General features: G+C 65.9%; 20 protein-coding genes, 1 tRNA gene and 1 pseudogene. 8 read left to right on the forward strand and 14 right to left on the reverse strand.

The genetic code is table 11. The features are described 5' to 3' along the window. Positions 1-111 (forward strand): annotated as a pseudogene (locus D7T59_RS19080) (IS110 family transposase); the annotation flags it as partial. 108 nt (positions 112-219) lie between these two features. Here D7T59_RS19080 and cyoD read toward each other — a convergent pair. From cyoD to cyoA, 4 genes are read right to left on the reverse strand one after another with little or no spacing between them, the layout of a single operon-like run. Then, the gene (gene cyoD / locus D7T59_RS19085; RefSeq protein ID WP_005408584.1) at positions 220-561 is read right to left on the reverse strand and encodes a cytochrome o ubiquinol oxidase subunit IV; all 342 of its coding nucleotides are present in this window, start codon (positions 559-561) and stop codon (positions 220-222) included. Further along, positions 561-1,199 (reverse strand): cytochrome o ubiquinol oxidase subunit III, encoded by a 639-nt coding sequence (gene cyoC / locus D7T59_RS19090; protein WP_012510428.1) that lies wholly within the window; start codon positions 1,197-1,199, stop codon positions 561-563. The genes cyoD and cyoC overlap by 1 nt, the downstream gene beginning before the upstream one ends. After that, a complete protein-coding gene (gene cyoB / locus D7T59_RS19095; RefSeq protein WP_142807521.1) occupies positions 1,196-3,193 on the reverse strand; it encodes a cytochrome o ubiquinol oxidase subunit I in 1,998 nt (665 codons plus the stop codon). Before cyoB ends, cyoC begins: the two co-directional genes overlap by 4 nt. Positions 3,194-3,195: 2 nt before the next feature. After that, complete coding sequence (cyoA, locus tag D7T59_RS19100) at positions 3,196-4,236, reverse strand: ubiquinol oxidase subunit II (RefSeq protein WP_164136849.1); 1,041 nt, start codon at positions 4,234-4,236, stop codon at positions 3,196-3,198. A 353-nt stretch (positions 4,237-4,589) separates the two neighbouring features. Between cyoA and D7T59_RS19105 the strand changes: the two genes are divergently transcribed. After that, positions 4,590-5,201, forward strand: coding sequence for a GyrI-like domain-containing protein (locus tag D7T59_RS19105; protein ID WP_180853324.1), 612 nt, complete (start codon positions 4,590-4,592; stop codon positions 5,199-5,201). Between the two features lie 39 nt (positions 5,202-5,240). Next, complete coding sequence (locus D7T59_RS19110) at positions 5,241-5,558, forward strand: hypothetical protein (RefSeq protein ID WP_180853322.1); 318 nt, start codon at positions 5,241-5,243, stop codon at positions 5,556-5,558. Positions 5,559-5,721: 163 nt separating this feature from the next. Here the strand turns inward: D7T59_RS19110 and D7T59_RS19115 are convergent, their stop codons facing one another. The 4 genes from D7T59_RS19115 to D7T59_RS19130 all read right to left on the reverse strand — a co-directional run bounded on the left by D7T59_RS19115 (position 5,722) and on the right by D7T59_RS19130 (position 10,408). Then, on the reverse strand, positions 5,722-6,156 hold the full coding sequence (locus D7T59_RS19115; RefSeq protein WP_180853320.1) for a putative periplasmic lipoprotein: 435 nt from the start codon (positions 6,154-6,156) through the stop codon (positions 5,722-5,724). A 143-nt stretch (positions 6,157-6,299) separates the two neighbouring features. After that, positions 6,300-6,375, reverse strand: a tRNA-Thr gene (locus D7T59_RS19120). A 50-nt stretch (positions 6,376-6,425) separates the two neighbouring features. Next, positions 6,426-7,430: a 2-hydroxyacid dehydrogenase gene (locus D7T59_RS19125; protein WP_180853318.1), complete on the reverse strand. Its 1,005-nt coding sequence runs from the start codon at positions 7,428-7,430 to the stop codon at positions 6,426-6,428. A gap of 98 nt (positions 7,431-7,528) precedes the next feature. Continuing rightward, a complete protein-coding gene (locus D7T59_RS19130) occupies positions 7,529-10,408 on the reverse strand; it encodes an autotransporter outer membrane beta-barrel domain-containing protein (protein WP_180853316.1) in 2,880 nt (959 codons plus the stop codon). Between the two features lie 214 nt (positions 10,409-10,622). Here D7T59_RS19130 and D7T59_RS19135 point away from each other — a divergent pair, with 214 nt between their 5' ends. From D7T59_RS19135 to D7T59_RS19155, 5 genes are read left to right on the forward strand one after another with little or no spacing between them, the layout of a single operon-like run. Then, positions 10,623-11,174, forward strand: a complete 552-nt coding sequence (locus D7T59_RS19135) for an RNA polymerase sigma factor (protein ID WP_312570406.1) — start codon at positions 10,623-10,625, stop codon at positions 11,172-11,174. Continuing rightward, positions 11,171-12,139, forward strand: a complete 969-nt coding sequence (locus tag D7T59_RS19140) for a FecR family protein (RefSeq protein ID WP_164136855.1) — start codon at positions 11,171-11,173, stop codon at positions 12,137-12,139. Before D7T59_RS19135 ends, D7T59_RS19140 begins: the two co-directional genes overlap by 4 nt. Positions 12,140-12,153: 14 nt before the next feature. Then, positions 12,154-14,940: a TonB-dependent receptor gene (locus D7T59_RS19145; RefSeq protein WP_180853314.1), complete on the forward strand. Its 2,787-nt coding sequence runs from the start codon at positions 12,154-12,156 to the stop codon at positions 14,938-14,940. A gap of 46 nt (positions 14,941-14,986) precedes the next feature. Next, positions 14,987-15,943 carry a hypothetical protein gene (locus tag D7T59_RS19150; RefSeq protein WP_180853312.1) on the forward strand — a complete coding sequence of 319 codons (957 nt, stop codon included), beginning with the start codon at positions 14,987-14,989 and terminating at the stop codon, positions 15,941-15,943. Further along, positions 15,940-16,659, forward strand: a complete 720-nt coding sequence (locus tag D7T59_RS19155; RefSeq protein WP_180853310.1) for a hypothetical protein — start codon at positions 15,940-15,942, stop codon at positions 16,657-16,659. Before D7T59_RS19150 ends, D7T59_RS19155 begins: the two co-directional genes overlap by 4 nt. 54 nt (positions 16,660-16,713) lie before the next feature. On the opposite strand, the gene D7T59_RS19160 is transcribed toward D7T59_RS19155, so the two are convergent. From D7T59_RS19160 to D7T59_RS19185, 6 genes are all read right to left on the reverse strand, one after another. Continuing rightward, positions 16,714-17,379, reverse strand: coding sequence for a lysoplasmalogenase (locus tag D7T59_RS19160; protein WP_180853308.1), 666 nt, complete (start codon positions 17,377-17,379; stop codon positions 16,714-16,716). Beyond that, a complete protein-coding gene (locus D7T59_RS19165; protein WP_180853306.1) occupies positions 17,376-19,259 on the reverse strand; it encodes a M61 family metallopeptidase in 1,884 nt (627 codons plus the stop codon). Before D7T59_RS19165 ends, D7T59_RS19160 begins: the two co-directional genes overlap by 4 nt. Before the next feature lie 259 nt (positions 19,260-19,518). Then, on the reverse strand, positions 19,519-20,469 hold the full coding sequence (ispH, locus tag D7T59_RS19170; RefSeq protein WP_180853304.1) for a 4-hydroxy-3-methylbut-2-enyl diphosphate reductase: 951 nt from the start codon (positions 20,467-20,469) through the stop codon (positions 19,519-19,521). 27 nt (positions 20,470-20,496) lie between these two features. Continuing rightward, complete coding sequence (gene lspA, locus D7T59_RS19175) at positions 20,497-21,021, reverse strand: signal peptidase II (RefSeq protein WP_180853302.1); 525 nt, start codon at positions 21,019-21,021, stop codon at positions 20,497-20,499. Continuing rightward, entirely contained in the window at positions 21,021-23,852 is a 2,832-nt protein-coding gene (gene ileS / locus D7T59_RS19180; RefSeq protein ID WP_180853300.1) for an isoleucine--tRNA ligase, read from the reverse strand. Before ileS ends, lspA begins: the two co-directional genes overlap by 1 nt. Further along, positions 23,849-24,796 carry a bifunctional riboflavin kinase/FAD synthetase gene (locus tag D7T59_RS19185; RefSeq protein WP_180853298.1) on the reverse strand — a complete coding sequence of 316 codons (948 nt, stop codon included), beginning with the start codon at positions 24,794-24,796 and terminating at the stop codon, positions 23,849-23,851. Before D7T59_RS19185 ends, ileS begins: the two co-directional genes overlap by 4 nt. Positions 24,797-24,868: the final 72 nt, after the last annotated feature.

Raw genomic sequence — 24,868 nt, forward strand, 5'->3', positions numbered from 1 at the left:
AAGGCCAAGGGTAAAGCGAGCAAGGTGGCACTGGTGGCGGTCATGCGGAAAATGCTGGTGATCCTCAATGCCCGCAAACGGGACGCCGAGGTGGCCCTCGGCAGCCCCTGACAAGACAGTTGCTACTGGCTGGCGGCCAGCGGCCGGCACTCCCCATCCGCAGGCAAACAAAAAGGCCGCCCGAGGGCGGCCTTTCTGCGTGGCAACGTCGCGAAGACGTCAGTGCATCATGTGCACGTTCATGTTGTGCATGACCCACAGGGTACCGACCACGATGATGCCGATCACCACCACGGTGAAGGCCGCAGCGTTGACGTTCCAGCGGCTTTCCGAGGAGCGGTCCAGGTGCAGGAAGAACACCAGGTGGACCAGCATCTGCAGCACCGCGGTGATGGCGATGACCACACCGTTGACGGTGCGCGAGAAATCGCCCGACATCACCATCCAGAACGGGATGACGGTCAGCACCACCGCCAGCACGAAGCCGATCAGGTACGACTTCACGGTGCCATGGCTTTCGCCGCCGGTGCCGTGGTCGTGTGCATGGTTGTCATGTGCCATTACAGGGCTCCATTGAGGTAGACGACGGAGAACACGCCGATCCAGATCAGGTCCAGGAAGTGCCAGAACAGGCTCAGGCACGCCATGCGGGTCTTGTTGGTCGGGGTCAGGCCGTACTTCTTCAGCTGCACGAACATCACCAGCAGCCACAGCAGGCCGGCGCTGACGTGCAGGCCGTGGGTACCGACCAGGGCGAAGAACGCCGACAGGAAGGCACTGCGGTCCGGACCGTAGCCCTGGTGGATCAGGTGCTGGAACTCCCACACTTCCATGCACATGAAGCCGAAGCCCAGCAGCCAGGTGATGCCCAGCCACAGATACATCTGGCCCATCTGCTTGCGGTGCATGGCGATCATGCCCAGGCCGAACGTCAGCGACGAGGTCAGCAGCAGCGCGGTTTCCCATGCCACGAACGGCAGTTCGAACAGGTCCTTGGCGGTGGGGCCGCCATCGGTACCGCCTGCCAGCACCACGTAGGTGGCGAACAGCGAGGCGAAGATGAGGCAGTCGCTCATCAGGTACACCCAGAAACCGAAGACGGTGTTGCCGCCGGTGTCGTGGTGCTCGTGGTCGTCATGGCCATGGGCCGCCGCTTGCGCGGCGTGCCCGTGGCTCAGGGTCGAGGTATTGGTGCTCATGCCTTCAGCTCCGACTTCACCAGGCCCTGGGATTCCAGGTGCTTGCGGTGTTCGTTCTCGATGCGTTCCACCTCGGCGGCCGGGACCCAGTAGTCCACGTCCTGGTCGAAGGTGCGGTAGATGAACGTGGCGATCATGCCGACGAAGCCGACGATGGCCAGCCACCAGATGTGCCAGATCATCGCGAAGCCGAACACCAGGCTGAAGGCACCGATGACAACGCCCGTGCCGGTGTTGCGCGGCATGTGGATGTCGGTGTACTTGGCCGGCTTCGGCCAGGCTTCACCACGCTGCTTGCGCTCCCAGAAATCGTCCAGCTCGGTGACTTCCGGCAGGCTGCCGAAGTTGTAGAAGGCCGGCGGCGAAGAGGTTTCCCACTCCAGCGTACGGGCATCCCACGGGTCGCCGGTCAGGTCGGCGGTCTTCTTGCGGTCGCGGATCGACACGGCCACCTGGATGATCTGGCACAGGATGCCGGCACCCACGATGAAGGCACCTGCGGCAGCCACCAGCAGCAGCGGCTCGTAGGCCGGGTTGACGGTGCTCTGCAGACGACGGGTCATGCCCATGAAGCCCAGCACGTACATCGGCATGAAGGTCACGTAGAAGCCGATGAACCAGCACCAGAACGCACACTTGCCCCAGAACTCGTTGAGGCGGAAGCCGAACATCTTCGGCCACCAGTAGGTGATGCCGGCGAACATGCCGAACACCACGCCGCCGATGATGACGTTGTGGAAGTGGGCGATCAGGAACAGGCTGTTGTGCAGCACGAAGTCGATGGCCGGGATCGCCAGCATCACGCCGGTCATGCCGCCGATGGTGAAGGTGACCATGAAGCCGATGGTCCACAGCACGGGCGTGGTGAACTGCACGCGACCACGGAACATGGTGAACAGCCAGTTGAAGATCTTCACACCGGTCGGGATCGAGATGATCATCGTCGTGATGCCGAAGAAGGCATTGACGTTGGCACCCGAGCCCATGGTGAAGAAGTGGTGCAGCCACACGATGAACGACAGCACGCCGATGCAGGCGGTGGCGTAGACCATGCCCTTGTAGCCGAACAGCGCCTTGCGCGAGAAGGTCGCGATGACTTCGGAGAACACACCGAACGCCGGCAGGACCAGGATGTACACCTCCGGGTGACCCCAGATCCAGATCAGGTTGATGTACAGCATGGCGTTGCCGCCACCGTCATTGGTGAAGAAGTGCGTGCCCAGGTAACGGTCCAGGGTCAGCAGCACCAGGGTGATGGTCAGCACCGGGAAGGCGGCGACGATCAGCACGTTGGTCACCAGGGCGGTCCAGGTGAACACCGGCATCTGCATCAGCTTCATGCTGGGGGTACGCATCTTCAAAATGGTGATGAAGAAGTTGATACCGCTCAGCGTGGTGCCCAGGCCTGCGACCTGTAGACCCCAGATGTAGTAGTCCATGCCTACGCTTGGACTGTATTCGATGCCTGACAACGGCGGGAACGCCAGCCAGCCGGTGGCGGCGAATTCACCGATCCACAGCGACAGCATGATCAGCACCGCGCCGGACACGAACAGCCAGAAGCTGAGCGAGTTGACGAACGGGAACGCGACGTCGCGCGCACCGATCTGCAGCGGCACGGCCAGGTTCATCAGGCCGGTGATCAGCGGCATCGCCACGAAGAAGATCATGATCACGCCGTGGGCGGTGAAGATCTGGTCGTAGTGGTGCGGCGGCAGGTAACCCTCGGACCCGCCGACGGCAAGCGCCTGCTGGGTACGCATCATGATGGCGTCGGAGAAACCGCGCAGCAGCATGACGAAGGCGACGATGAGGTACATCACGCCGATCTTCTTGTGATCCACCGAGGTGAACCACTCCTTCCACAGATAGCCCCACAGCTTGAACTTGGTGATCAGGGCCATGACGCCCAGGCCACCCAGCACCGCGCCGACCAGGGTGGTCAGCACGATCGGATCGTGGGGGATCGACTCAAGAGAGAGTTTTCCCAACATGTTCATTCTCCCGAACCCGCGTGGCCGGCATGGCCTGCGTGTTCGTGTTCGTTGGCATCCAGGTTTTCACCCGATTCCTTGGAATCATGCGCGTCACTGGGGGCGTGGCCCTCGTGCGCTTCATGGCTGGCGGCATCGGCAGCGGCGGCACCGGCATGTTCATGCTTCATGCCGTAATGCTTGTTGTCGCCCATGTGCTTGGCGATGACCCAGTCGAACAGGCCTTCTTCGGTCTTGCCGAAGTAGGTGACCGGATACCACTCGGCGTTGCGTGCTTCACCCAGGGCCTTGAACGAGGCCTTGTCCAGGGTCTGCTCGCCGGCACGGACCTGGTCCAGCCACTGGCGGTATTCGGCATCGGTGACCGAGTAGGCGGTGAAGTGCATCTTGGCGAAGCCCGCGCCGCTGTAGTGCGAGGACATGCCCGGGAACTCACCGGTCTCGTTGGCGATCAGGTGGAGCTTGGTCTCCATCGCAGCCATCGAGTAGATCATGCTGCCCAGGTGCGGGATGAAGAAGGCATTCATCACCGTGTCGGACGTGATCTTGAAGTTCAGCGGCGTGTTGACCGGGAACTTGATTTCGTTGACGACCGCCACCTTCTCTTCCGGATAGATGAACAGCCACTTCCAGTCCAGCGAGATCGCCTCGATGGTGACCGGCTTGACGTCCGATTCCAGCGGCTTGTACGGGTCCAGCGCGTGCGACGAACGCCAGGTCAGGACCGCCAGCACCAGCACGATCATGCAGGGAATGGACCACACCACCACCTCGATCGCCGTCGAGTGGGACCACTTCGGCTCGTAGCGGGCCTTGGTGTTGGAGGCGCGATACTTCCACGCGAAGGTCAGGGTCATGATGATGACCGGGATGACGACCAGCAGCATGAGCACGGTGGCCGTGATCAGCAGGGTCTTCTCATCCTGGCCGATCTGGCCCTTCGGACTGAGGATGGCCACGGCATCGCAGCCGGTGAGCATCACCAGCAACGACAGCAGCAGGCCCGGGCGCAACCAGCGCCCAAGGGTTTTCAACGGAATCATCGGTCGATCCAATTGCGAGGGAATGCCGTTCCCCGTCCTGCCTGTTCCGGCCAAAGCCGGTCCCACCGGTCCGGAAGACAGGTAGGGAGGTGGGGTCGAGTCAGCCTTTCAATTTTAGGCCGTCACCCACCATTTAAGAAAGGCATTGACAATGATCGAGCGCAGGAAAGGCCCTTTTCAGGCTGCGACACGTTGTCGCAGTGCGCGGCCACGGCGGGCAGAACGCCCGAGGGCGGCATCCTGGCACAGTCTGGCGGCGGATGCCCTGCCCGGGTTCGGCACGATCATCTGAACGTGTTCAGGCATTCCGGCAAGGACAAGGACATGGGATGCTCGGCGCAGGAGGAAGGCGCATGGACAAGATCGACTTCAAGACGCGCGACCGGGCACTGTACCAGCCACCGGCCGGCCGGTTCGTTGCGGTGGAGGTACCGCCCCTGCCCTACCTGATGATCGACGGCCGCGGTGACCCGAACAGCGCGCCGGCCTACACGCAGGCGGTGCAGTGGCTGTATGCGGCCAGCTATGCGCTGAAGTTCGCGTGCAAGGCCGAGGACCAGGACTACGTGGTGCCGCCGCTGGAAGCGCTGTGGACCGCCGACGACCCCACCAGCTTCGTCGCGCGCCGCAAGGATGAGTGGGCCTGGACGGTGATGATACGCACGCCTGGAGGCGTCCACCCGGCGCAGCTGGAGACAGCCATTGCCAAGGCTGGGGCGAAGCTGGGTGAACCACCTGCCAGCCTTCGCCACGACATTCTTGAAGAGGGCCTCTGCCTGCAGACCCTGCATGTGGGCGCCTACGATGACGAGGGGCCGATCCTGGCGAAGTTGCACGATGAACTGATGCCCTCTCTGGGGTATGCCTTTGCAGGCCCCCACCATGAGATCTACCTGAGCGACCCGCGCAGGACCGAAGCCACTCGATTGAAGACAGTGCTGCGGCAGCCCGTCCGCGCGGAATGACCGCCTGCAAGCACCGCTCTGACAAGGACCCGTAGATTCATGCCCCTGATTGATCGCTTACTGCGCTGGACCACCCCGCCGACCAGCCGCCGGGCCATTGCGCTGCTGTGCAGCGTGTTGTTGCTTGTACTGGCCTGCAATCCCGACCTGCTGCCGCTGCTGTCGCTGATCGATGCGCTGGGCCTGGATGTGCTGGCGCTGCTGTTGGGCGCCCAGCTGGTGGCCCTGCTGCCCTGGCTCCGGGAGCGCGGAAGGCAGACGGCGCGCATCCTGGGGCGGCTGCTTGCGGGCGGACTGGCCGGTGCGGCCGGAGGCTATCTGCGGCAGCTCGCACGCTGGTCACGCAGCACACGATGAGGCCGGGCGGAGGAGTCGCCGCCACCGGCGAGGCCGTAGACCTGCGATTACCCCGATGTGGAAACGGAAGGCTCCGACCCAGGCCGGGGCGTTTCATTGCAGCGGGCACCGGGAAAAGCCGGCAGACCTGGCACCTGCGTAGCGGGCATCCCGCCCATAACACCTAGAATGCAGTCGGGCTGACCTGGATGACACCGTCATGGGCCAGCGCGAGGCGGATTCGGGTCTGGCCACCCGCTGTAACCAGCTGCGAAATTTCGCGCCGGTGCCCGGATTCATCGCCCCACGAACAGACACCCTTGCCGGCAAAGGTCGCACTGACAATCCGATTCCCGGCGGGAACGGACAAGGTCACCGTCTCGCCCCTTCGCAGATGGGCTGCCAACGTACCGTCGATATACAGTGCCAACGGACACGCCCCGCCGACTGCACCGATGTCACGTGTCACGACCACCTGGCCGGTGCTGCTGTCGCCCGCGCCATTGAAGGCGAACACGCGCTCGGACGGCACGGGCTGGGCTTGAGCCGAGTCAATCTGTCGCGTTGCGCAACCGGCAAGAACGACACACGCAAGCAAGCCCATCACGATCTTCTTCATTGCATCCCCTGTTGATTGAAGCAGCCGCAAAAACCGCTGCAGCACACACTGCGGTGTCGCAATGGTAATCCCTTTCGCATCAACAGGTTCCGAACGCGCACAAACAAAAAGCCCCGACCAGGGCCGGGGCTTCTCATTACAACTGGTGCCGGAAACAGGAGTCGAACCTGCGACCTACGCATTACGAATGCGCCGCTCTACCAACTGAGCTATTCCGGCGGAGCCCGCGATTTTACGGGCTGGGCGCCCCGGCGGTCAATCCATCCGGCTCACCCCGCCTCCACCCGGTTCCCGCACGCCCGCCCGGCCACGAAATCCCGCAGATTCCCCAGCGTGATCGCCGAGATCTCCTGCAGCGCCTCCACGGTGAAGAAGCCCTGGTGGCCGGTCACCAGCACGTTGGGGAAGGTCATCAGGCGCTGGAAGGCCTCGTCGTCGATGATCTCGCCGGACAGGTCCTGGAAGAACAGCGCGCTCTCCTGCTCGTAGACGTCGATGGCCAGATGGCCGAGCCGGCGCGACTTCAGCGCGCGGATCACGGCATGGGTATCGACAAGCGCACCACGCGAGGTATTGACCAGCATCGCGCCCGGTTTCATCCGCGCCAGTGACGCGTCATTGATCAGGTGCTGGGTATCGGGCGTCAGCGGGCAATGCAGCGAGACGATATCGGCGCGCGCCAGCAGCTCATCCAACGCCACCATGTCGCCGATACCGTTGAAGGCAGCCGAGGGATACGGGTCGTGCCCCAGCACGGTACAGCCCATGCCCTTGAAGATGCGCGCGGTGGCCAGCCCGATCTTGCCGGTGCCAACGATGCCGACGGTGCGGCCATACAAGGTTCGGCCAAGCAGGCCATCGAGCATGAAGTTGCCTTCGCGCACGCGGTTGTAGGCCCGATGGGTTTGGCGGTTGAGGGTCATCACCAGCGCCAGCGCATGCTCGGCCACGGCTTCGGGCGAGTAGGCCGGCACCCGCGCGACGAACAGGCCCAGTGCCTTCGCCGCAGCCAGATCCACATTGTTGAAGCCCGCGCAGCGCAGCAGTACGGCACGCACACCCACTGCATGCAGGGCGTGCAGCACCGGTGCATCAAGTCGATCATTGACGAACACACAGACCGCCGCGCAATCCTGCGCCAGTGTAGCCGTATGCACATCCAAGGCCGCATCGAAGTAGACAAACGCGAAGCCCCCTCCAGCGGCGTCGCGCTGGTTGGCTTCCTCAAGGAAACGGCGATCGTAAGGGCGGGCGCTGAAGACGGCGATCTGCATGGAAGGGCCTGGGTGGAATGCCACGCCGACCATACCGCAGCAACGCGCGTTCTGGGGATGGCACCGGCGATGCCTTCATCGCCGGTGCCGTGTACCGCTTAGAACCTGTAGCCCAGCCCCAGCATTACGCCATTCTGGATATGCCCGTCGCGGCGCTCGCCCACATAGTCGGCCATGATCGAGAGACGCTCGCTGGCCCGGCTGGTCACACCCAGGTTCCAGGCCAGCACCTGCTCGCCCACGCGCTGGCTGCTGGCGCCGAACACCAGATCCGGTGCCGCGGCGAAGCCGGTGCTGTAGCGGGCCTGCGAATCGCCCAGCTCCTTCTGCCAGACCACCCGGGCGCGCGGCGTGATGCGCTCGCCGTTGTTGCCTTCGAAGGTCTTGAACAGCTGCAGGCCGGCACCCACGCGGATGCTCTCCAGACTGCCGCTGCGGCCAACCAGCGCGCCCGCGCCCTGCCCTTCGTTGAAGCGCGTGGCCGAAGTGCGCGCGTAGTCCACCACCGGCAGCAACGGCTGGATCACCAGTCCCTTGCCGGTGGTGAACGAGAACGCGTGTTCCACCCGTGCCGAGATTGCATCGTTGTTGTACTTGGCGCGCAGCGGCTGCTGCAGGCCATCGATACCGCTGACGCTGCGCCGGGTGTCGTGACGCAGGTCGGTATAGCGCACCGCCGCCGACAGATAGCCGCGCGAATAGGTCGCGTCCAGATAGCCGCCGACGTCCAGCGCGCGCACGTCACCGCTGAAGTCGGAGCCGTCGCGGCCCTTGGTCGACATGTCGGCCGCCGCCACGCTGACGCCGAGGGTGACGCGGTCATCGGCCACGCGGGTATCGGCCCCCACCACGATGCCACCGATGTTGTGGCTGAGGCCGGCCACGCCGCCCTCCGCATCGATGCGGCCATGGCTGGCGAAACCGCGCGCCCACAGGCCATGGCTGCGGCCAGAGCCACTGCCTTCACCGCCACCCGCGGCAGGCTCGACCAGATGCATGGCCAGCTGGTTGAACAGGCTGCCGTGGCGCATGCCCGGCTGCGCCGATACCGACTGCGCCGCCTGCGAGGCCAGGCCGTCGGCGTCACCGCCGCTGCGCAGCGCGGCCTGGTGCTGCTGCACCACGTTGCCGATGCTGCCCACCAATGCGGTGTCGGCCAGGCGCAGGCTCGCGTGCGCGTCACCGCGCAGGGCACCGGCCTGCTGTGCGATCACATCACGGTCGGCGAACTGCAGCGCGCCCAGCAGCGACTTCAGGCTGCTGTCCTGGCGGTTGGAAGCAGCGGCCAGCGCGCGGCCCAGACCATCGCCGGAGCTGCCGTTGGCAAACAGCCCCAGCTGGTCGAAGCCCGGGTTGGCGGTCAGCCACAGGCCATCGGCGGTCTGCTTCACGTTGAAGCTCAGCAGCGAGTTGTGGCGCGGGCGGAACACATCGCCAGCGCTGATGCTGGCGCTGTAGCCGGTATCGCCCAGGCGCACGACCTCTTCGAAGCCGCCCTGGTAGATCGGGCCCTGTACCAGGTCGCGCCGGAAGTCCTGGCCGTAGTACCCCTGCGCCACATTCAATTCAAGGAAGGCGCCCTTGGAAATCACCAGCGCGCCATCATTCACCTTGCCGCTGGACTGGTCGAAGAAGCTGCCCACGCGCACCCGCCCAGCGGCCGTGCCGCCGTTCTCGGTCACGTCGAACAACACTTTGCCGCCCGGCATGATGTTGACGTAGCCATGGGTGACCAGATCGCCACCGCGCGGCATCAACGTGCCATAGACGCGCAGGCGGTTGAAGCCGTCCTCGCGCCAGGAAGGGCGGGTGCCGCTGACCAATGCACTGAACTCCGTTGCAGTGCTGGCCACATCGCCATGGCCGACGAGCATGCCCGCCTCCATCACACGCACTTCGGGAGCTCGCAGGGCGCCGCCTTCCAGCGCGATGGTGCCGTTGTCGACCAGCATGAAGTCCGCGCCGGTGGTGGCGGAGGTCCGCCAGGTCGCGCCGTTGGCCACGCGGATCACGCCCATGGAGTTGTCCAGCGTGGACACGTCCAGCTCGGCCAGGCGCAGCCTGGACAACAACAGAGCCTGGACGCCCGGATCACGGAGATAGTCCTGCACCGAATCGGGACCAATGCCCTGCGGTCCGGTGCCGGATTGGTTGTAGATGTATTGCGCCAGGGTCATGTAGGTCGACGACGGGTTGGTATTCCACCGCGCGAAATCATCGTCGACGAAGGTCTGCAGCTGGCGACCGGTGCGCAGATATCCCGGGTTGATGTCGCCGCTCACGTTGGCCGTGACATTCAAGGTATCGCCCGGATCACGGTAGCCCTTCGCGGTGATGATCCTGTTGCTGTAGATGTCCTGCCCCGGGAACGACTCCAGCTTGCTGCCGCTGCCGTCGGGATCGAAGGTGACCGAGGTACCCGTGGTGCGCGCCGGATCACGGAACACCAGCAGACCGTTGGGCTGCACGACCTCGTACATGGCCTTGTGCAGCAGGCCGGCATCCATGCCACCGCCGTAGTTGCCGGTGTAGATCTGGGTCATGCGCGGCGACGGCGTGTAGATCACCTTGCCGCCGTTGCTGGCCGCGTGGATCTGCACCGAATCGACGATCGGCAGATCACCGGCCAGATAGCGCTCGACGCCACCGGACTGCATGATCGAGCAGGACGAAATGCAGTGGCCGGACACGATGGTGTTCAGGCCGGCGGTGCGGATGATGCCCTGCAGCCACTCGCCAGCGATCAACGCGCCACCATTGGACGTGCGCAGCACCACTTCGCGGATTGGCCGGCCCTCGGCCTGCGCCTTGGCCAGCAGTGCCGGCAGCGCCATCACATCGGCGTAGGTGACGCCGCCACTCAGGAAGATGCGCTCACCCTGCACGTGATAGCTCATTGCCATGACGTTATCAGCCGCCGTGATGGCGCCAACGGCGATCAGCCCGGCCAGGGCCAGGCTCAACTTCGAATGCTTCATACGTTCTCTCTCTCCACCCGCAACACGCGGGTAGAGACTCAAACGGCAGAACGCCGGAACCTCCCCCAGCGCGGCCGGCCCGAAAAGATGAACGCATTCACAATGGGAATGGGTGCACCACGCACTCTTCCCCATCCGGTCATCGTCGCGTAAAACTCGAAGACGCACCCGCCAACGTCAGCCGAGGCCAGCCCTGTCCGTCCCGTCCCCCCTGATCCACCACGCGCCGGAGCCATCCGCGCCTGCGGACGCCTTCATCGCGTTCGTGCGCGAGGAACGCGCGCCACTGTGCGCGTTCCTGCGCACACGGGGCGTCGGGCCGGAGGATGCGGAGGACATCGCGCAGGACTGCATGGAGCGGATGATCCGCTATCGTGCGCACGGCACCGACGAACTGCGCCTGCTGCTGTATCGTATCGCGCGCAATCGCCTGGCCGATCGCGGCCGATCGCCGCAGTCGCGACCGCACCTGTCACTGGCCGAGCATGAGGGTCACGACGAGCCCACCAGCCCGTCGCCGGACCCCTTGCGCCAGGCAGAGTCCGGGCAGATGTTGTCCCTGCTCCGGCAGGCCCTTTTCAAACTGCCCGAGCGCGCGCGCGAGGTGTACCTGCTCAACCGGATCACCGGCATGAGCTATACGCAGATCGCGCGGCACTGTGGAATTACAGCCAAGACCGTGGAAAAACATATCGCCCGCGCCCTGCAGGGCCTGCGCCAGGAGTTGGGACCGGATCCACTGCACAACGACAGGGATACCGAATGAGCAGCCAACGGCACATGGAAGACGCCTCGCTGTTCGAACGCGCCAGCACCTGGGTGGCACGGCTGGAAGCCCCGGACTGCACGGCCGCCGAACGCGAATCATTCGAAGACTGGCTGGCTGAAGACCCTGCCCATGTCAAAGCCTGGGTGCAGGCCGAAGACCTTTTCCAGCAAGGCCAGGGCCTGGCTGCAGACCCATGGCTGCGGACGGCTGCGGCGCGCGCGGCACGGCCTGCCCGACGCCGTTGGTTGCCTGCCGCGGCCGCGGCCGCAGGTATCTGCCTGGCCATCGGCGTGGGCTGGATGGTCGCGGTGGATGGCAACCCTGCCCCGCAGCGCTTTGCCAATGACACGCATCAGGCACAGCGGCTGACCCTGCCCGATGGCAGCGTGGCCATGCTCGATGCCGGCACCACGCTGCACGCCCGCTTCGGCTGGCGCCACCGCCAGCTGGACCTCGAGCGCGGCCGCCTGCAGCTGGAGGTCGCACCATCGAACAAGGCGTTGCAGCTGCGCGCCGGCACCAGCACGATCCGCGATATCGGCACGACCTTCCAGGTCGAGCGCCTGCACGATGGCCTGGTCGAAGTCGCGCTGCTGGAAGGTGCGGTGGAAGTCAGCAACGGCGCCACCCAGCACACGCTGGCCCCTGGCCAGCAACTGCAGGTACTGCCCTCCGGGCGCATCCAGCCCGGTCCAGCGCTGTCCTCCACGGCAGCCGCCGAGGGCTGGCTGCATGGGCAGCTGGTCTTCGATGCCACCCCGCTGTCGATCGTGGTCGAACGCATGAACCGCTATGGCCATGCACCGCTGGTGATCGCCGACCCGGAGATCACCGATCTGGCGGTCAGTGGCACGTTCCGCGCAGGCGACGCACAGGAGTTGCTGTCCGCGCTGGAACTTGGCTGGTCCATTGCTGGCCAGACGCGCCCGGATGGCGCGCTGGAACTGCGCCGCACGTACTGAGGAGGCCTGCGGTGATGGCAGGACCAGGCGCGCTGCAGTGGGGGCTGCTCCGCCCCCTGCTGTGCCTGGCGCTGCTGGTCGCCGCGCCGCCTGCCGCCGTCGCAGGCGATTCGGCTGCCAGCCACGACTACCGCATCAACGCCGGCCCTTTGCCTTCGGCACTGCAGCAATGGGCACGGCAAAGCGGCATCGCTCTGGTGTTCGATGCCCGGGAACTGGCGGGGCTCCATGCCAACGGCACCCATGGCCAGGCCGATCCAGCATCGGCCCTGAAACAGCTGGTCGCCGGCATGCCGGTGACCATCCTGCAAACACCGTCCGGAGGCTTCGTGGTCCGCCGCATCCGCGTCGCGCCCGCCGTCGCGCCGCCGGTTCCGGCAACCGTGGCGCCACGCCCGCGCACGCCGCCGCCATCGCCGCCCCAGGTAGACCTGGCGCCGATCCATGTCACCGGCAGCAGGTTGCCGCGCACCTCCGTGCAGACCACCCTGCCGGTGACCACGATCGATCGCGCGGACATCCTGCGCAGCGGCTACGGCAGCCTGTTCGACCTGCTGCGACACCTGCCCGGCATGAACGGGCTGCCAGCGATGAGCAGCGCACGCAGTGGCGATTCGCAGTACCTGCCTGTCGGTGCGGCCGCCACCACCAGCCTGGATGGCATGGGACCACGTGCCACCCTGTTCCTGGTCAATGGCCGGCGCCTGCCCCGCTACCCGATGGTGTCGCTGGAGCAGGGCGGGCTCACCGATCTGGGCGGCATTCCACTCAGCTTTGTCGAACGCATCGAACTGGTGCGCGGTGGCGCCTCGGCCATCTACGGTGCCGATGCCATGTCCGGCGTGGTCAACATCATCCTGCGCGACCAGGCCGACGGTCCGGAAGCCACGCTGCAGACCGGCCTGAGCAGCCGTGGCGACGCTGGCCAGTACCGCGTGCAGGCCGCCACCGGAGGCCTGCGCGGGAACGGCGACCGCTGGTTCGCAGGCATCGACCTGCATCGCGTCGATCACCTGGCGGGGGACCAGCGTGACTGGCACGCAGAGACGTCGCAGTACCTGATCGGCGCCTTCCGCGAGGGCGACTACTGGCCCGCTACCCGCTGCGACGGACCATTGAAGCGACGCAATGGCGCCTGCTGGTTCGACAGCTCGCGCCCTCGTTCGCTTCAACCCGCCTCTGATACCGCCTCGGCCTATCTGCGCTACCGGCACGAGCGTGGGCAGGGGCGTTACGTCTATGCCGAAGCCCGCGCCAGCCACAACCGGCAGCGTTTCGATCTGGGCCCGACCGCCGTCGCCCTCGGCCTGTACGGCTACACCTTCAACAGCGTCCTGCGCGAAGCCGGCAATGTGCGTCCCCAGGTACGTGCCACCGATGCCGATCTCACCCTTGGCATCGGTCGGGACCAGGGCAGCCACAGCTGGGACGCCGGCATCAGCGCGCAGCGCAGCGACGTCACCCTCTCCACGCAGGGCACCGTGCGCGCCGAACCCTTCATCGAGGCTGCGCAGTCCCTCAGGTTCCTGCCAGGCTTCAATGCATTGCCCGCCGATGAAGCCACGTCGCTGTTCCCGTCGATCCGCAACCGTGGCCTTACCGAGCAATGGCAGGGCTGGTGGGGCATACAGCGTGAACTGTTGCCGATGCGCGGCGGCAAGGCACAACTGGCCACTGGTATCGACCTGCGCCATGAACGCTGGACGTCGCACCCGGACACCCTGCTGAGCCAGGGCGATCTGGCACTGGGGCTGCCGCAGCAGCAGCGGCGCCTGTCGCGGCAGAGTGGCGGCGCGTATTCGGAACTGGGCCTGCCGTTCACATCGGAACTGCGCATGGACCTGGCCGCGCGCTGGGACTACGACGGCGACTACACGGCATTCTCGCCCCGTGCCGGTCTGCGCTGGACGCCCACACCGCACTGGTCATTCCTGCTGGCCAGCGGCCGCGGCTATCGCGCGCCCAGCCTGTTCGAGCAGCGCCGTCCGCCGGGGCAGTTCGGCACCCTCACCCTGCCCGCCTCAAGCGCACTGCCGCCCTGCGCACAGCGCGGGCCCGACGGCCGCTGCGTGGTCACTGCGGATGTGGAGGAGAACACCACGCTCAAGGCCGAGAGCTCACGCAGCCATTCGCTGGCGGCGACCTGGTCACCCAGCGATGCGTTCTCGCTGTCGCTGACCCACAACATCGTCGAGCTGCGCAACGAGATCCTCGCGCTGCAGCCGGTCGATGCCGTGTGGAACCGCGACACCTGGCAGCTGGATGAGGATGGCAACCTGAGCAGCCTTCGGCTGTCGTTCGACAATATTGGCCGTACCACCTCCCGCAACTGGGTGCTGCGTGGCGAATACCGGATCGACACCGGCAGCAACGGCCAGTGGTTGTTCTCGCTGGACGCGCTGAAGCAGCAGGAGCTGCGCCGCCGTCGCGACCACGAGCCGGCGATCGACCTGCGCGGACATGTCACGCCCGAGATGGCGGCGGTCCTGAACGTGCAATGGCAGAACAGCAACTGGGACATCGCCCTGCGCGGCAACCAGGTCGGGCGCACGCGTGCATGGTTGCCAGGAGCCGAGTGCCCGCAGGATCAGGTCGACCGGAACCACTGCATGAATCCGCGGCAGCTGCGCTGGAACCTGCACCTGGCGCGCCGCCTGGGCCCGCGCGTCATCGCGGCGCTGGACGTGCACAACGTGCTTGATGCGCAACCGGTGAACTATCTGGTCGGCAACGGCGGGCAGATGCCCGGGCTGGACGATCCACTGGGCCGCTACTACCTGCTTACCCTGCAGTTCCGCTGAGCGTAGTACGCTACGCGGCCTGTTCCACCGGCCTGCCATCTCCCCCATGAAAGCCTATCTCTGGTTCTGGGGCGCGTTCCTGCTGTTCTTCGCGTTGCCCTTTCCCTGCATCCTTTATTTCGGCACCTCCTGGCCGGTGGCGCTGGCTGATCGAAGTGCGCCGTGGCTGGCGCTGTTGCTGCTCGCACTGTCGATGGCCCTGTGGCTGACGCTGCTGTTCGCCTTCCTGCACTACCTGTTGCTGGGGCCGCCACGCGCACTGCACCGGGTGCAGTCGATCCTGGCCGACGGTGAACCGCGCAGTGCGCTGATCGAGCAGGCCGAACAGACCGGCGTGCAGGTACGTGGGTTCGCGCAATGGAAACTGCAGCTCTCCTTCAAGAACCTGTCAGGTACGCTGGTCCGCGAACAGCTGCTGGTGGTCGACAGCAAACCCCAGCTGCATCGCTTCCAGGTGGGCAGGCACATCGATGCACGCCTGAGCCGGATGCCGGGCGCGTTCCCGAACGTGGTACTGGACGGCGCCCAGCCCGAACTGGATGTCGCCAGCCTGTGGTGGCGCGGCATCGGTGCAGCACTCGGCATCGCCATCGTTGCCGCTGCCTATGTGTGGGCCTACCAGCTGCAGAGCGAGGGGATGGGCTGGACCTTCCTGACGTTCGGTCACCCGCTGCTGGTGTGCCCGCTGGTGCTGTGTGGCTACATGCTGGGGCTGCGCCTGCTTGGCCGCCTTTTGCAGGCCGATGCGCGCGGCGACGCGTTGAAGTACCGCGGCATCGGCGTGGAGGCCAGGGTTCTGAAGGTGCGCCAGACCGGCACCTATCTCAACGAGCAGCCGCAGGTGGAGTTCCAGCTGGAGTACACCGACCGTGACGGCGACGTGCAGCGGGCCAGCGTGCGCCGCTTCATCCCGCTGATTGAACTGGCCAACATCCCGCGCGAGCATGTGACGCTGCTGTACGACCCTGATGACCGCAGCAACGTGCGCCTGGAGGGCATGTGAAGCAGCCCCCTTCCACCCGACGGGTGTTTTCGCTGGTGCTGCTGGTGCTGTCCGGCGTGGCCATTGCCGGCGGTGCATTGGGGACCATCGCCGAAACACTGGGGCATCCGGTGCAGCCCGACCGTCCGCCGAGGCCACTTGCCTCGCAGCCGCCGCGCGAGCAGGCCGACTCACTGGCAACGGCGCCCGGACTGCAGGCCGCCCTGATGCCCGAGCGCAACAACCGCCTGTTCGATGCGGACTACCTGCTGGCTGCCCGTCAGGCACTGGAGCAGATGCCAGCGCTGGCCGGCCAGCGGCTGACGGTCTTCCACAGCATCCACTTCTACGACGATGGCCGCATCAACCTCGATCTGGTCGATCCGCAACAGCCGGGCCACGTCGACAGCTATCACTTTGAACGTGGCCAGTGGCGCAAGGGCAATCCGGTGAACCCGCAGCAGTTCGCGCCCACCATCAGCCTGCAGCGCAGCAGCACATCCCTGGCCAGCATCGATTTCGATGCCGTGCCACGGGTGGCCAAGGCACTGCAGGAACAACGCAATGCGCTGCAGAACCCGGCCTCGGAAGTCGGCCATGTCTACGTGATCGTGCGCAAGGCCGGCAAGCTGGCATGGCTGCCGGACGAGGTTGACGGCGACCGCGAATCGGTGCGCCTGCAGTTCGACGCACAGGGCATCGCGCGCAGCGTCAAAAAAGGGGACGGAGGGAATTAAGTCGCCATCGGCATCAAGGCAATTACGACTTAATCCCCTCCGTCCCCTTTTCTGCTACTTCACCGAGCGGGCGATGGCGTACTGCGCGGCGTAGTAGGTGGACAACACCAGCAGGCTGGCCAGCGGCAGGCCACCGGCGAAGCGGTCCCAGGCCAGCAGGGAATCGCTGGCCACGAACAGCAATGCACCTGCAGCGGCCCAGCGGGCGCTGCACGGTTCCGGCGCTGCCGCTTGGGAGCGCGCCCATGCACGTGCCAGCGCCAACACCGCCATCGAGGCCAGCACCACCACGTAGGCCAGCACCGGAACGCGCATCGGTGCGGGCAGGTGCGGCCACAGGCCAAATACATTGAGTACAGCGAACGCGCCGAGCAGGATGCTGGCGGCAAGCAGGCCGCGTCCGGCACGCAGGCCATCGCGGAAGGCGACGATGTAGCAGAGGTGCGCCAACAGGAACGCAACCAGCCCCGGCACGAACGCGTCCACCGGCAGCATCAGCGCGACATCGCCCACGCACGAGAGCAGCATGCCGGCCAGCACCGCGCGGCGGTAGAACGGCTGAACCGGATCATGCACGCCCCAGACGATGGCAGCGATCAGCAGCGTGGTGGTTGGCTTGGCAAGCCAATGCAGCCAGCGCCCATCGCCGTGCAGGAACGCGCCGATGATGGCGAGGATCGCCATCAACAGGATCACGCCATCGCGGGCGCGCGGCTTCATCGTGCCTTCCACAGATCCGCCAGGCGGTCAGGCTTGCCGGTGATGCGCTCCAGCACCGGGTACTGCAGGCCACCGTGGTAGGCGATGCTCATCGTTTCAATGCGATCGAACTGCTTCACCAGCAACATGATCGGCGCCTTGTCCTTCGCCGCCGCAGCCACCGCGTCCTTCAGCCGCTGGCTGCTGTATTCGCGCCCACCCACCGCGATCACCTTCATGCCGGGTGCAAGACCGGCGTTGAAGGCAGGGCTGTCCCAGATCACGTCACCGACCGTGCCATTGTCGAGCACGGTCGCGCCCAGCGAATAAGCCAGCAACGCCGCCTTGGCGCGCTTTTCCTGTGCCTTGTAGGCGTCGTTCGGGGTATCGCGATAGACCAGCTTCCAACCTGCCAGCTCCAGGCCACCGGTCAACGAACCATGGCCGTCCAGGCGGCCGCGCAGGAAGGTCGCCCAGTCGTACGGCGCGATGCCGTTCAAGGTCGCGACCACATCGTCGAAGGTGTACGGATTGACGTCCCAGTCGCCATTGCCGACACCGAAGAACGCGCGCGCGAAATCATCCAGGCTGCGGCGGTTGCCGCTCAGCTCGCGCAGCTTGCCTTCCACCTCCAGCCACAGCATCTGGCCACCGGAGTAATAGTCCTCGCTCATCTGGTAGTTGCGGTAGGGCAAGGTGCGGCGCTGGGCGATGGTCGGATCGTTGGTGGTGTCCTGCAGCGGGCGCCAGGCCAGGCCCGGGCGGCCACGATCATAGGTCGCTGCCACATTGGCCAGCATGTCGCGCGCCTGAGCGACCGACCACAGGCCCGAACGCGCCGCCAGCACCTGGCCCCAGAACTGGGTCTGGCCCTCGTACACCCACAGCAGGCTGTCGCCCATCGGCACGTTGAAGTTGGCGGTGGCGAGATCGGCGCCGCGGCGGTACTTGCCGTTCCAGGAATGGGTGTACTCGTGCGGCAGCAGATCACGCATCCACGCGTTGCTGTCCCATTCGGTGAAGTAACCCGGGTCGGCACTGTTCTCGCTGGAACGGTGGTGCTCAAGGCCGATGCCACCGAGGCGGTCGGTCAATGCCAGCAGGAATTCATAGTGGTTGTAGTGGCGCGCACCGTAGAGCTTGTCGGCCTGCTGCACCAGCGCGCGGTGCATCGTGATCTGTGCCTCGCTCGGCTTCAGCGACTTGGCTTCGTCAGCAAACACGTTGAGGTGCACCGGCACCTTCGCGCCCGGGTCGAGATCGATGCGCTGGTAGTGCTCGCCTGCGAACAATGGCGAATCGACCAGGTGGTCATACGAGATCGGCTTGAAGACAACGGTATCGCCATCGCGTCGCGCGGTTTCAAGCGCAGTGGCGAACGACCAGCCCTTGGGCAGCGTCACGCTGGCCTGCGCCTGCAGCTGGCGCGCGTCGACGCCGGCCGGGTACAGCGAATTGGCATTCCACTGCAGGTTGAGCATTTCCGGGGTCATCACCACCCGGCCCTGGCTGCCGCCCTGCGAGGACAGGAAATCGAAATGGGCAACGATTTCGCTCACGCCTTCGGGCACGTCCACCTTGAACGCATAGACGTTGTACTGGTCGCGCTGCCAGGCCAGCGGCTTGCCGTTGGCGGTGACGCGCAGGCCGGCCAGCTTGTCGATCGGGCCGGTGGGCGAATGGTTGCCGGGAATCCACTGCGGGTACAGCAGGGTCATCGGGCCGGGCTTGGCAGGCACGGTGGCGGTCACCTTGAAGATGCGCCGGGCCAGGTCACGCGCGTCGACCTCGATGCGCAGCAGACCGGGAGCCGCCGCGTCCGCCGGTGGCGAGGTCTGCGCTAGTGCAGGCGTGGCCGCCAGCGCGAACAGCAACGACATCGCCAAGGCTCGGGTCTTCATCGGGCAACTTCCAACAACGGAGAATCTTCCGATGCTAGGCCTGTAAAGTGCCCCGCCCCATGGCCAAAGGTCATGGGCGCGCGCCCATCCGTGCATGCCCAGAAGCGTGCGAACCAAGGTTCGCACCCACCAGAGCAGTTTCGGTAGATCCACGCCACGCGTGGATGGGATGTATCCAGAAGCAGTGCGAACCAGGGTTCGCACCCACCAGAGCGGTTTCAGTAGATCCACGCCATGCGTGGATGAGGTGCTTCCCCGGTCAGTCGACCAGGCGCAGGCGCAGTTCCTTCGGCAGCGCGAACACCATCGATTCCGGCTCGCCATCCAGCTCGCCGACGCCGGTCGCGCCCAGCTCGGCCAGGCGCGTCAGCACGCCATCGACCAGCACCTGCGGTGCCGAGGCGCCGGCGGTGACGCCGATGTGCTGCTTGCCCACGACCCACGCCGGGTCGATTTCATGCGCGCCGTCGATCAGGTACGACTCCACGCCTTCACGGCGTGCCAGCTCGCTCAAGCGGTTGGAGTTCGAACTGTTCGGCGAGCCCACCACCAGCACCAGGTCGCAGCGCTTGGCCAGGTCGCGCACGGCATCCTGGCGGTTCTGCGTGGCGTAGCAGATGTCGTCGTTCTTCGGGCCCTGCATCGCCGGGAAGCGCTCACGCAGCGCATCGATGATGCCGCGAGTGTCGTCCACCGACAGCGTGGTCTGGGTGGTATAGGCGAAGTTTTCCGGCTGGTTGATGTGCAGCGTGGCAACCTGCTCCACGTCCTCCACCAGGTAGATCTGGCCGGTACCGGCTTCTCGGTTCCACTGGCCCATGGTGCCTTCCACTTCCGGGTGACCGGCGTGGCCGATCAGCACCACGTCACGGCCGGCACGGCAGTGGCGGGCGACTTCGAAGTGGACCTTGGTCACCAGCGGGCAGGTGGCGTCGAACACCTTCAGGCCACGACGCTCGGCTTCCTGGCGCACGGCCTGGGACACGCCATGCGCGCTGAAGATGACCGTGTTGTTGTCCGGCACTTCGTCCAGTTCCTCGACGAAGATCGCGCCGCGCTGCTTCAGGTCGTCCACCACGAAGCGGTTGTGCACCACTTCATGGCGGACGTAGATGGGCGCGCCCAGCGTTTCGATCGCGCGCTTGACGATCTCGATCGCACGATCGACACCGGCACAGAAACCACGCGGGTTGGCGAGCAGCACATCCATCAGTTCAATCTCCCGGCAGCGGCCGGCTTACGGTTTCGGGTTGGCATTATCCGCCTTTTTGGCGGACTTGCCTTCGAACAGGCCAAACAGGGCGATGCCGATGGCACCCACCACGATGGCCGAATCGGCGATGTTGAACGAGGGCCAGGTGTAGCTGCCCACGTACCACTGGATGAAATCGACCACGTGACCATGCACCTGGCGGTCGATCACGTTGCCGATCGCGCCGCCGATGATCAGCGCATACGGCACTGCGGCCTTCCAGTTGCTGCGGGCGGTACCGCGCAGCCACCAGGCCATCAGGCCGCTGATGGCGATCGCCAGCGCGGTGAAGAAGTACTTCTGCCAGCCACCGGCGTCGCTCAGGAAACTGAACGCGGCGCCGGTGTTGTAGGTGCGGTACCAGTTCCAGAAGCCATCGATGACCACCACCGGCTGGAACTCCGGCAGGCTCGACAGCACCCAGGCCTTGGACCACTGGTCCAGGCCGATGATGGCCGCCGACAGCAGCAGCCAGACCAGGGCGTTCGGATGCGGACGGGGCGCGGCCATCAGAACCAGCTCCGCACTTCACCGGCGCCGGTGATGTTGCTCACGCAGCGGCCGCACAGTTCCGGATGGTCGGCGTTGCCGCCGACATCGGCGCGGTGGTGCCAGCATCGCACGCACTTGGCCTTGGTGGTCGGCTGGGCGCTGACGAACACCTCGTCGGTGGTCGCCGGGCGCACCTGCACGTCGCCGCTGATGAACAGGAAGCGCAGTTCATCGGCCAGCGGCTGCCACTTCGCGGCCTGCTCTTCACTGGCGGCGATGGTGATTTCCGCTTCCAGCGCGGCGCCGATCGCACCGTTGGCACGCATCGGCTCGAGCACCTTGGCCACCTGCTCGCGCACGGCCAGCAGCTGGTCGAAGTCGGCGGCGTTGAGCTGGGCATCGGCCGGCAGCGGCGCCAGGCCGTCGTACCAGGTGGTGAACAGCACATGGCCGGCGTGCTTGCCCGGCAGGTAGCCCCACAGCTCGTCGGCGGTGAAGGTCAGGATCGGCGCGACCCAGCGGGTGAACGCTTCGGCGATGTGGTACATCGCGCTCTGTGCCGAACGGCGACCGTGCGAATCGGTCGGCATCGTGTACAGGCGGTCCTTGGTCACGTCCAGGTACAGCGAGCCCAGGTCCACGCTGCAGAAGTTCAGCAGCAGCTGCACGATCTCGGCCATGTTGTAGCCGTCGTAGGCCGCCTTGATCTTCTCCTGCAGCTCCCACGCGCGATGCACGATCCAGCGGTCCAGCGCGACCATCTGCTCGAGCGGCTGCAAGTGCTGGGCCGGATCGAAGCCATCCAGGTTGCCGAGCAGGAAGCGTGCGGTGTTGCGCAGGCGGCGGTAGGCGTCGGCATTGCGCTTGAGGATCTCCTGCGACAGCGACATCTCGTTGCTGTAGTCGGCCGAGGCGATCCACAGGCGCAGGATGTCCGCGCCCAGCTTGTTCATGATGTCCTGCGGCTCGATGCCGTTACCGAGCGACTTGGACATCTTGCGGCCCTGCTCGTCCACGGTGAAGCCGTGGGTCAGGCACTGCTTGTACGGGGCGCGCTTGTCGATCGCCACGCCGGTCAGCAGCGAGGACTGGAACCAGCCGCGATGCTGGTCGGAGCCTTCCAGGTACAGGTCGGCCGGCTTGCCGAAGCCGCGTGCGGCAAGCACGCCTTCATGAGTCACGCCCGAGTCGAACCAGACGTCGAGGATGTCGGTGACCTTCTCGTAGTCGGCCGCTTCGGCACCCAGCAGCTCGGCGGCATCCAGCGAGTACCACACGTCGATGCCCTCGGCTTCGACACGGTCGGCCACCTGCTGCATCAGTTCCACCGAACGCGGGTGGATCTCGCCGGTCTGGCGATGCGTGAACAGCGCGATCGGCACGCCCCAGGTGCGCTGGCGCGAGATGGTCCAGTCCGGACGACCGTCGACCATGCTCTGGATGCGCGCCTTGCCCCAGGTCGGGAACCAGCCCACGGTATCGATGGCGGCCAGCGCATCGTTGCGCAGATTGGCCTTGTCCATCGAGATGAACCACTGCGGGGTGGCGCGGAACACCACCGGCTTCTTGTGACGCCAGCAGTGCGGGTAGCTGTGGCGGATCGGGTGGAAGGCCAGCAGCGCACCATTGTCACGCAGCACGCCGACGATGGCCTCCTGCGCCTGCCATAGATGTTGGCCAGCCAGCACCACGTCACCGGCCGGCGGGGTCGATTCCAGGTATACGCCACGGCCGTCGATCGGGGTGATCTGGCCGGCGTTGTACTTGTCCAGCAGGCCGTACTTCTGGCTGACCACGAAGTCTTCCTGGCCGTGGCCGGGGGCGGTGTGCACCGCACCGGTACCGTCCTCGTCGGACACATGGTCGCCATTGAGCACCAGGATCTCGCGTTCCGGGTAGAACGGGTGCGCCAGCAGCTGGTTCTCCAGCGCCGCGCCGGTGGTTTCACCGTGCAGCACCACGTTCTCGACGCCATAGCGCTGCAGGGCGCGCTCGGCCAAGGCCGCAGCCAGCACCAGCCAGCGGCGCTTGCCGTTGTGGGCAGGGCCCTCGGCCAGTACGTAATTGATCTCTGCGCCCAGCGACACCGCCAGCGACGCCGGCAGCGTCCACGGGGTGGTGGTCCAGATCGGCACGGCCACTTCGACGTCGGCCGGCACGCTCACGCCGAACGCCTGGCCGATGGCCTGCGCATCGCGCGCGGCGTAGGCCACGTCGATCGCCGGCGATTCCTTTTCCTGGTACTCGATCTCGGCTTCGGCCAGCGCCGAGCCACAGTCGAAGCACCAGTACACCGGCTTGGCGCCGCGGACCAGGTGGCCGTTGGCCACGACCTTGGCCAGCGCGCGGATCTCGTTGGCTTCGAAGTCGAAGCTCAGGGTCTTGTACGGGTTGTCCCAGTCGCCGGTCACGCCCAGGCGCTTGAAGTCCACGCGCTGGATGTTGATCTGCTCTTCGGCGAACTCGCGGCACTTCTGCCGGAATTCAACGGCGTCGAGCTTGGTGCCGACCTTGCCCCACTTCTTTTCCACCGCGATTTCGATCGGCAGGCCATGGCAATCCCAGCCCGGCACGTAGGGCGCATCGAAGCCGGCCAGGTAGCGCGACTTGACGATGATGTCCTTCAGGATCTTGTTGACCGCGTGGCCCAGGTGGATGCGGCCGTTGGCGTACGGCGGGCCGTCGTGCAGCACGAACAGCGGGCGGCCGGCGGCGTTGTCGCGCAGCTGCTGGTAGAGCCCCTGCTCTTCCCACCGCGCCAGAATGCCCGGCTCGCGCTTGGGCAGATCGCCGCGCATCGGGAATTCGGTGGCTGGCAGGTTCAGGGTGGTCTTGTAGTCCTGGCTCACGCAGTGGCTCGCAATCTATGTTCGGAAAGGATGGCGCGCGCCTGTTCGGCGTCGCGGTGCATCTGGTCGGTCAGGGCCGCCAGATCATTGAATTTCTCTTCGTCGCGCAGCTTGGCGACGAACTCCACGTCGATGTGGCGCCCGTACAGGTCGCCCTGGAAATCGAACAGGTGGGCTTCCAGCAGCGGCTCCACGCCGTCCACCGTCGGCCGCGTGCCGAAGCTGGAGACCGACGGCCACGGCTGGTCGAACACGCCGTGCACCCAGGTCGCGTAGATGCCCGACAGCGCCGGCGTCTTCGGGAAGCGCAGGTTGGCGGTGGGGAAGCCCAGCGTACGGCCGAGCTGGCGCCCGCGCACCACCCGGCCGCTGATCGCGTACGGACGGCCGAGCAGGTCGTTGGCGCGGGCAAAGTCGCCCTCCTGCAACAGCTGGCGGATGCGGGTACTGGAAATGCGTTCGCCATGCAGGTCCACCGCTTCGATCTCGCCCGCGGTGAAGCCGAGTTCGGCGCCCATCTTCTGCAGCAGGGCCAGATCACCGCGGCGGCGGTTGCCGAAGCAGAACTCCGGGCCGATCCAGACTTCGCGGGCGTTCAGGCGCTGCACCAGCAGCTGGCGCACGAAGGTATCGGCCGGCATCGCCGCCATCGCCGCGTCGAAGCGCAGCAGGCCAACCGCATCGACGCCCAGCTCGCGCAGGATCTCGACCTTGCTGCGCGCCAGGGTCAGCCGCGGCGGCGGCGTGCCCTGGGCGAAGAATTCACGCGGCAGCGGCTCGAAGGCCACGGCCACGGCAGCCACGCCCAAGGCGCGCGCGCGGGCAACCGCATGGCGCACCAGCGCACGATGGCCCAGGTGGAGGCCGTCGAATGCACCGATACAGACCACGCTTCCGTTGGGGAACAGCTCCCCGCCCTCGACGCTTCTGAACAGCCTGCTCATCAACTCTCGTTCCGGCCCGACCGGGGCCGCCGCTTCAATGGTGTAACCCTGAAGTATAGCCGCCACAAGCGG

Origin of the sequence: Stenotrophomonas maltophilia (assembly GCF_013464915.1) — a bacterium.
In the GTDB taxonomy this organism is placed as follows: Bacteria; Pseudomonadota; Gammaproteobacteria; order Xanthomonadales; family Xanthomonadaceae; genus Stenotrophomonas; species Stenotrophomonas maltophilia_AT.

What these genes read in the sequence shown, in the direction of transcription:
- D7T59_RS19130 (WP_180853316.1), bottom strand. Translation starts at nt 10,408, where the DNA reads ATGAAGCATTCGAAGTTGAGCCTGGCCCTGGCCGGGCTGATCGCCGTT.
- D7T59_RS19140 (WP_164136855.1), top strand. Translation starts at nt 11,171, where the DNA reads ATGAGCAGCCAACGGCACATGGAAGACGCCTCGCTGTTCGAACGCGCC.
- D7T59_RS19165 (WP_180853306.1), bottom strand. Translation starts at nt 19,259, where the DNA reads ATGAAGACCCGAGCCTTGGCGATGTCGTTGCTGTTCGCGCTGGCGGCC.
- D7T59_RS19150 (WP_180853312.1), top strand. Translation starts at nt 14,987, where the DNA reads ATGAAAGCCTATCTCTGGTTCTGGGGCGCGTTCCTGCTGTTCTTCGCG.
- cyoC (WP_012510428.1), bottom strand. Translation starts at nt 1,199, where the DNA reads ATGAGCACCAATACCTCGACCCTGAGCCACGGGCACGCCGCGCAAGCG.
- ispH (WP_180853304.1), bottom strand. Translation starts at nt 20,469, where the DNA reads ATGGATGTGCTGCTCGCCAACCCGCGTGGTTTCTGTGCCGGTGTCGAT.
- D7T59_RS19105 (WP_180853324.1), top strand. Translation starts at nt 4,590, where the DNA reads ATGGACAAGATCGACTTCAAGACGCGCGACCGGGCACTGTACCAGCCA.
- cyoA (WP_164136849.1), bottom strand. Translation starts at nt 4,236, where the DNA reads ATGATTCCGTTGAAAACCCTTGGGCGCTGGTTGCGCCCGGGCCTGCTG.
- lspA (WP_180853302.1), bottom strand. Translation starts at nt 21,021, where the DNA reads ATGGCCGCGCCCCGTCCGCATCCGAACGCCCTGGTCTGGCTGCTGCTG.
- D7T59_RS19145 (WP_180853314.1), top strand. Translation starts at nt 12,154, where the DNA reads ATGGCAGGACCAGGCGCGCTGCAGTGGGGGCTGCTCCGCCCCCTGCTG.
- cyoB (WP_142807521.1), bottom strand. Translation starts at nt 3,193, where the DNA reads ATGTTGGGAAAACTCTCTCTTGAGTCGATCCCCCACGATCCGATCGTG.
- cyoD (WP_005408584.1), bottom strand. Translation starts at nt 561, where the DNA reads ATGGCACATGACAACCATGCACACGACCACGGCACCGGCGGCGAAAGC.
- D7T59_RS19115 (WP_180853320.1), bottom strand. Translation starts at nt 6,156, where the DNA reads ATGAAGAAGATCGTGATGGGCTTGCTTGCGTGTGTCGTTCTTGCCGGT.
- D7T59_RS19110 (WP_180853322.1), top strand. Translation starts at nt 5,241, where the DNA reads ATGCCCCTGATTGATCGCTTACTGCGCTGGACCACCCCGCCGACCAGC.
- D7T59_RS19125 (WP_180853318.1), bottom strand. Translation starts at nt 7,430, where the DNA reads ATGCAGATCGCCGTCTTCAGCGCCCGCCCTTACGATCGCCGTTTCCTT.
- D7T59_RS19185 (WP_180853298.1), bottom strand. Translation starts at nt 24,796, where the DNA reads ATGAGCAGGCTGTTCAGAAGCGTCGAGGGCGGGGAGCTGTTCCCCAAC.
- D7T59_RS19160 (WP_180853308.1), bottom strand. Translation starts at nt 17,379, where the DNA reads ATGAAGCCGCGCGCCCGCGATGGCGTGATCCTGTTGATGGCGATCCTC.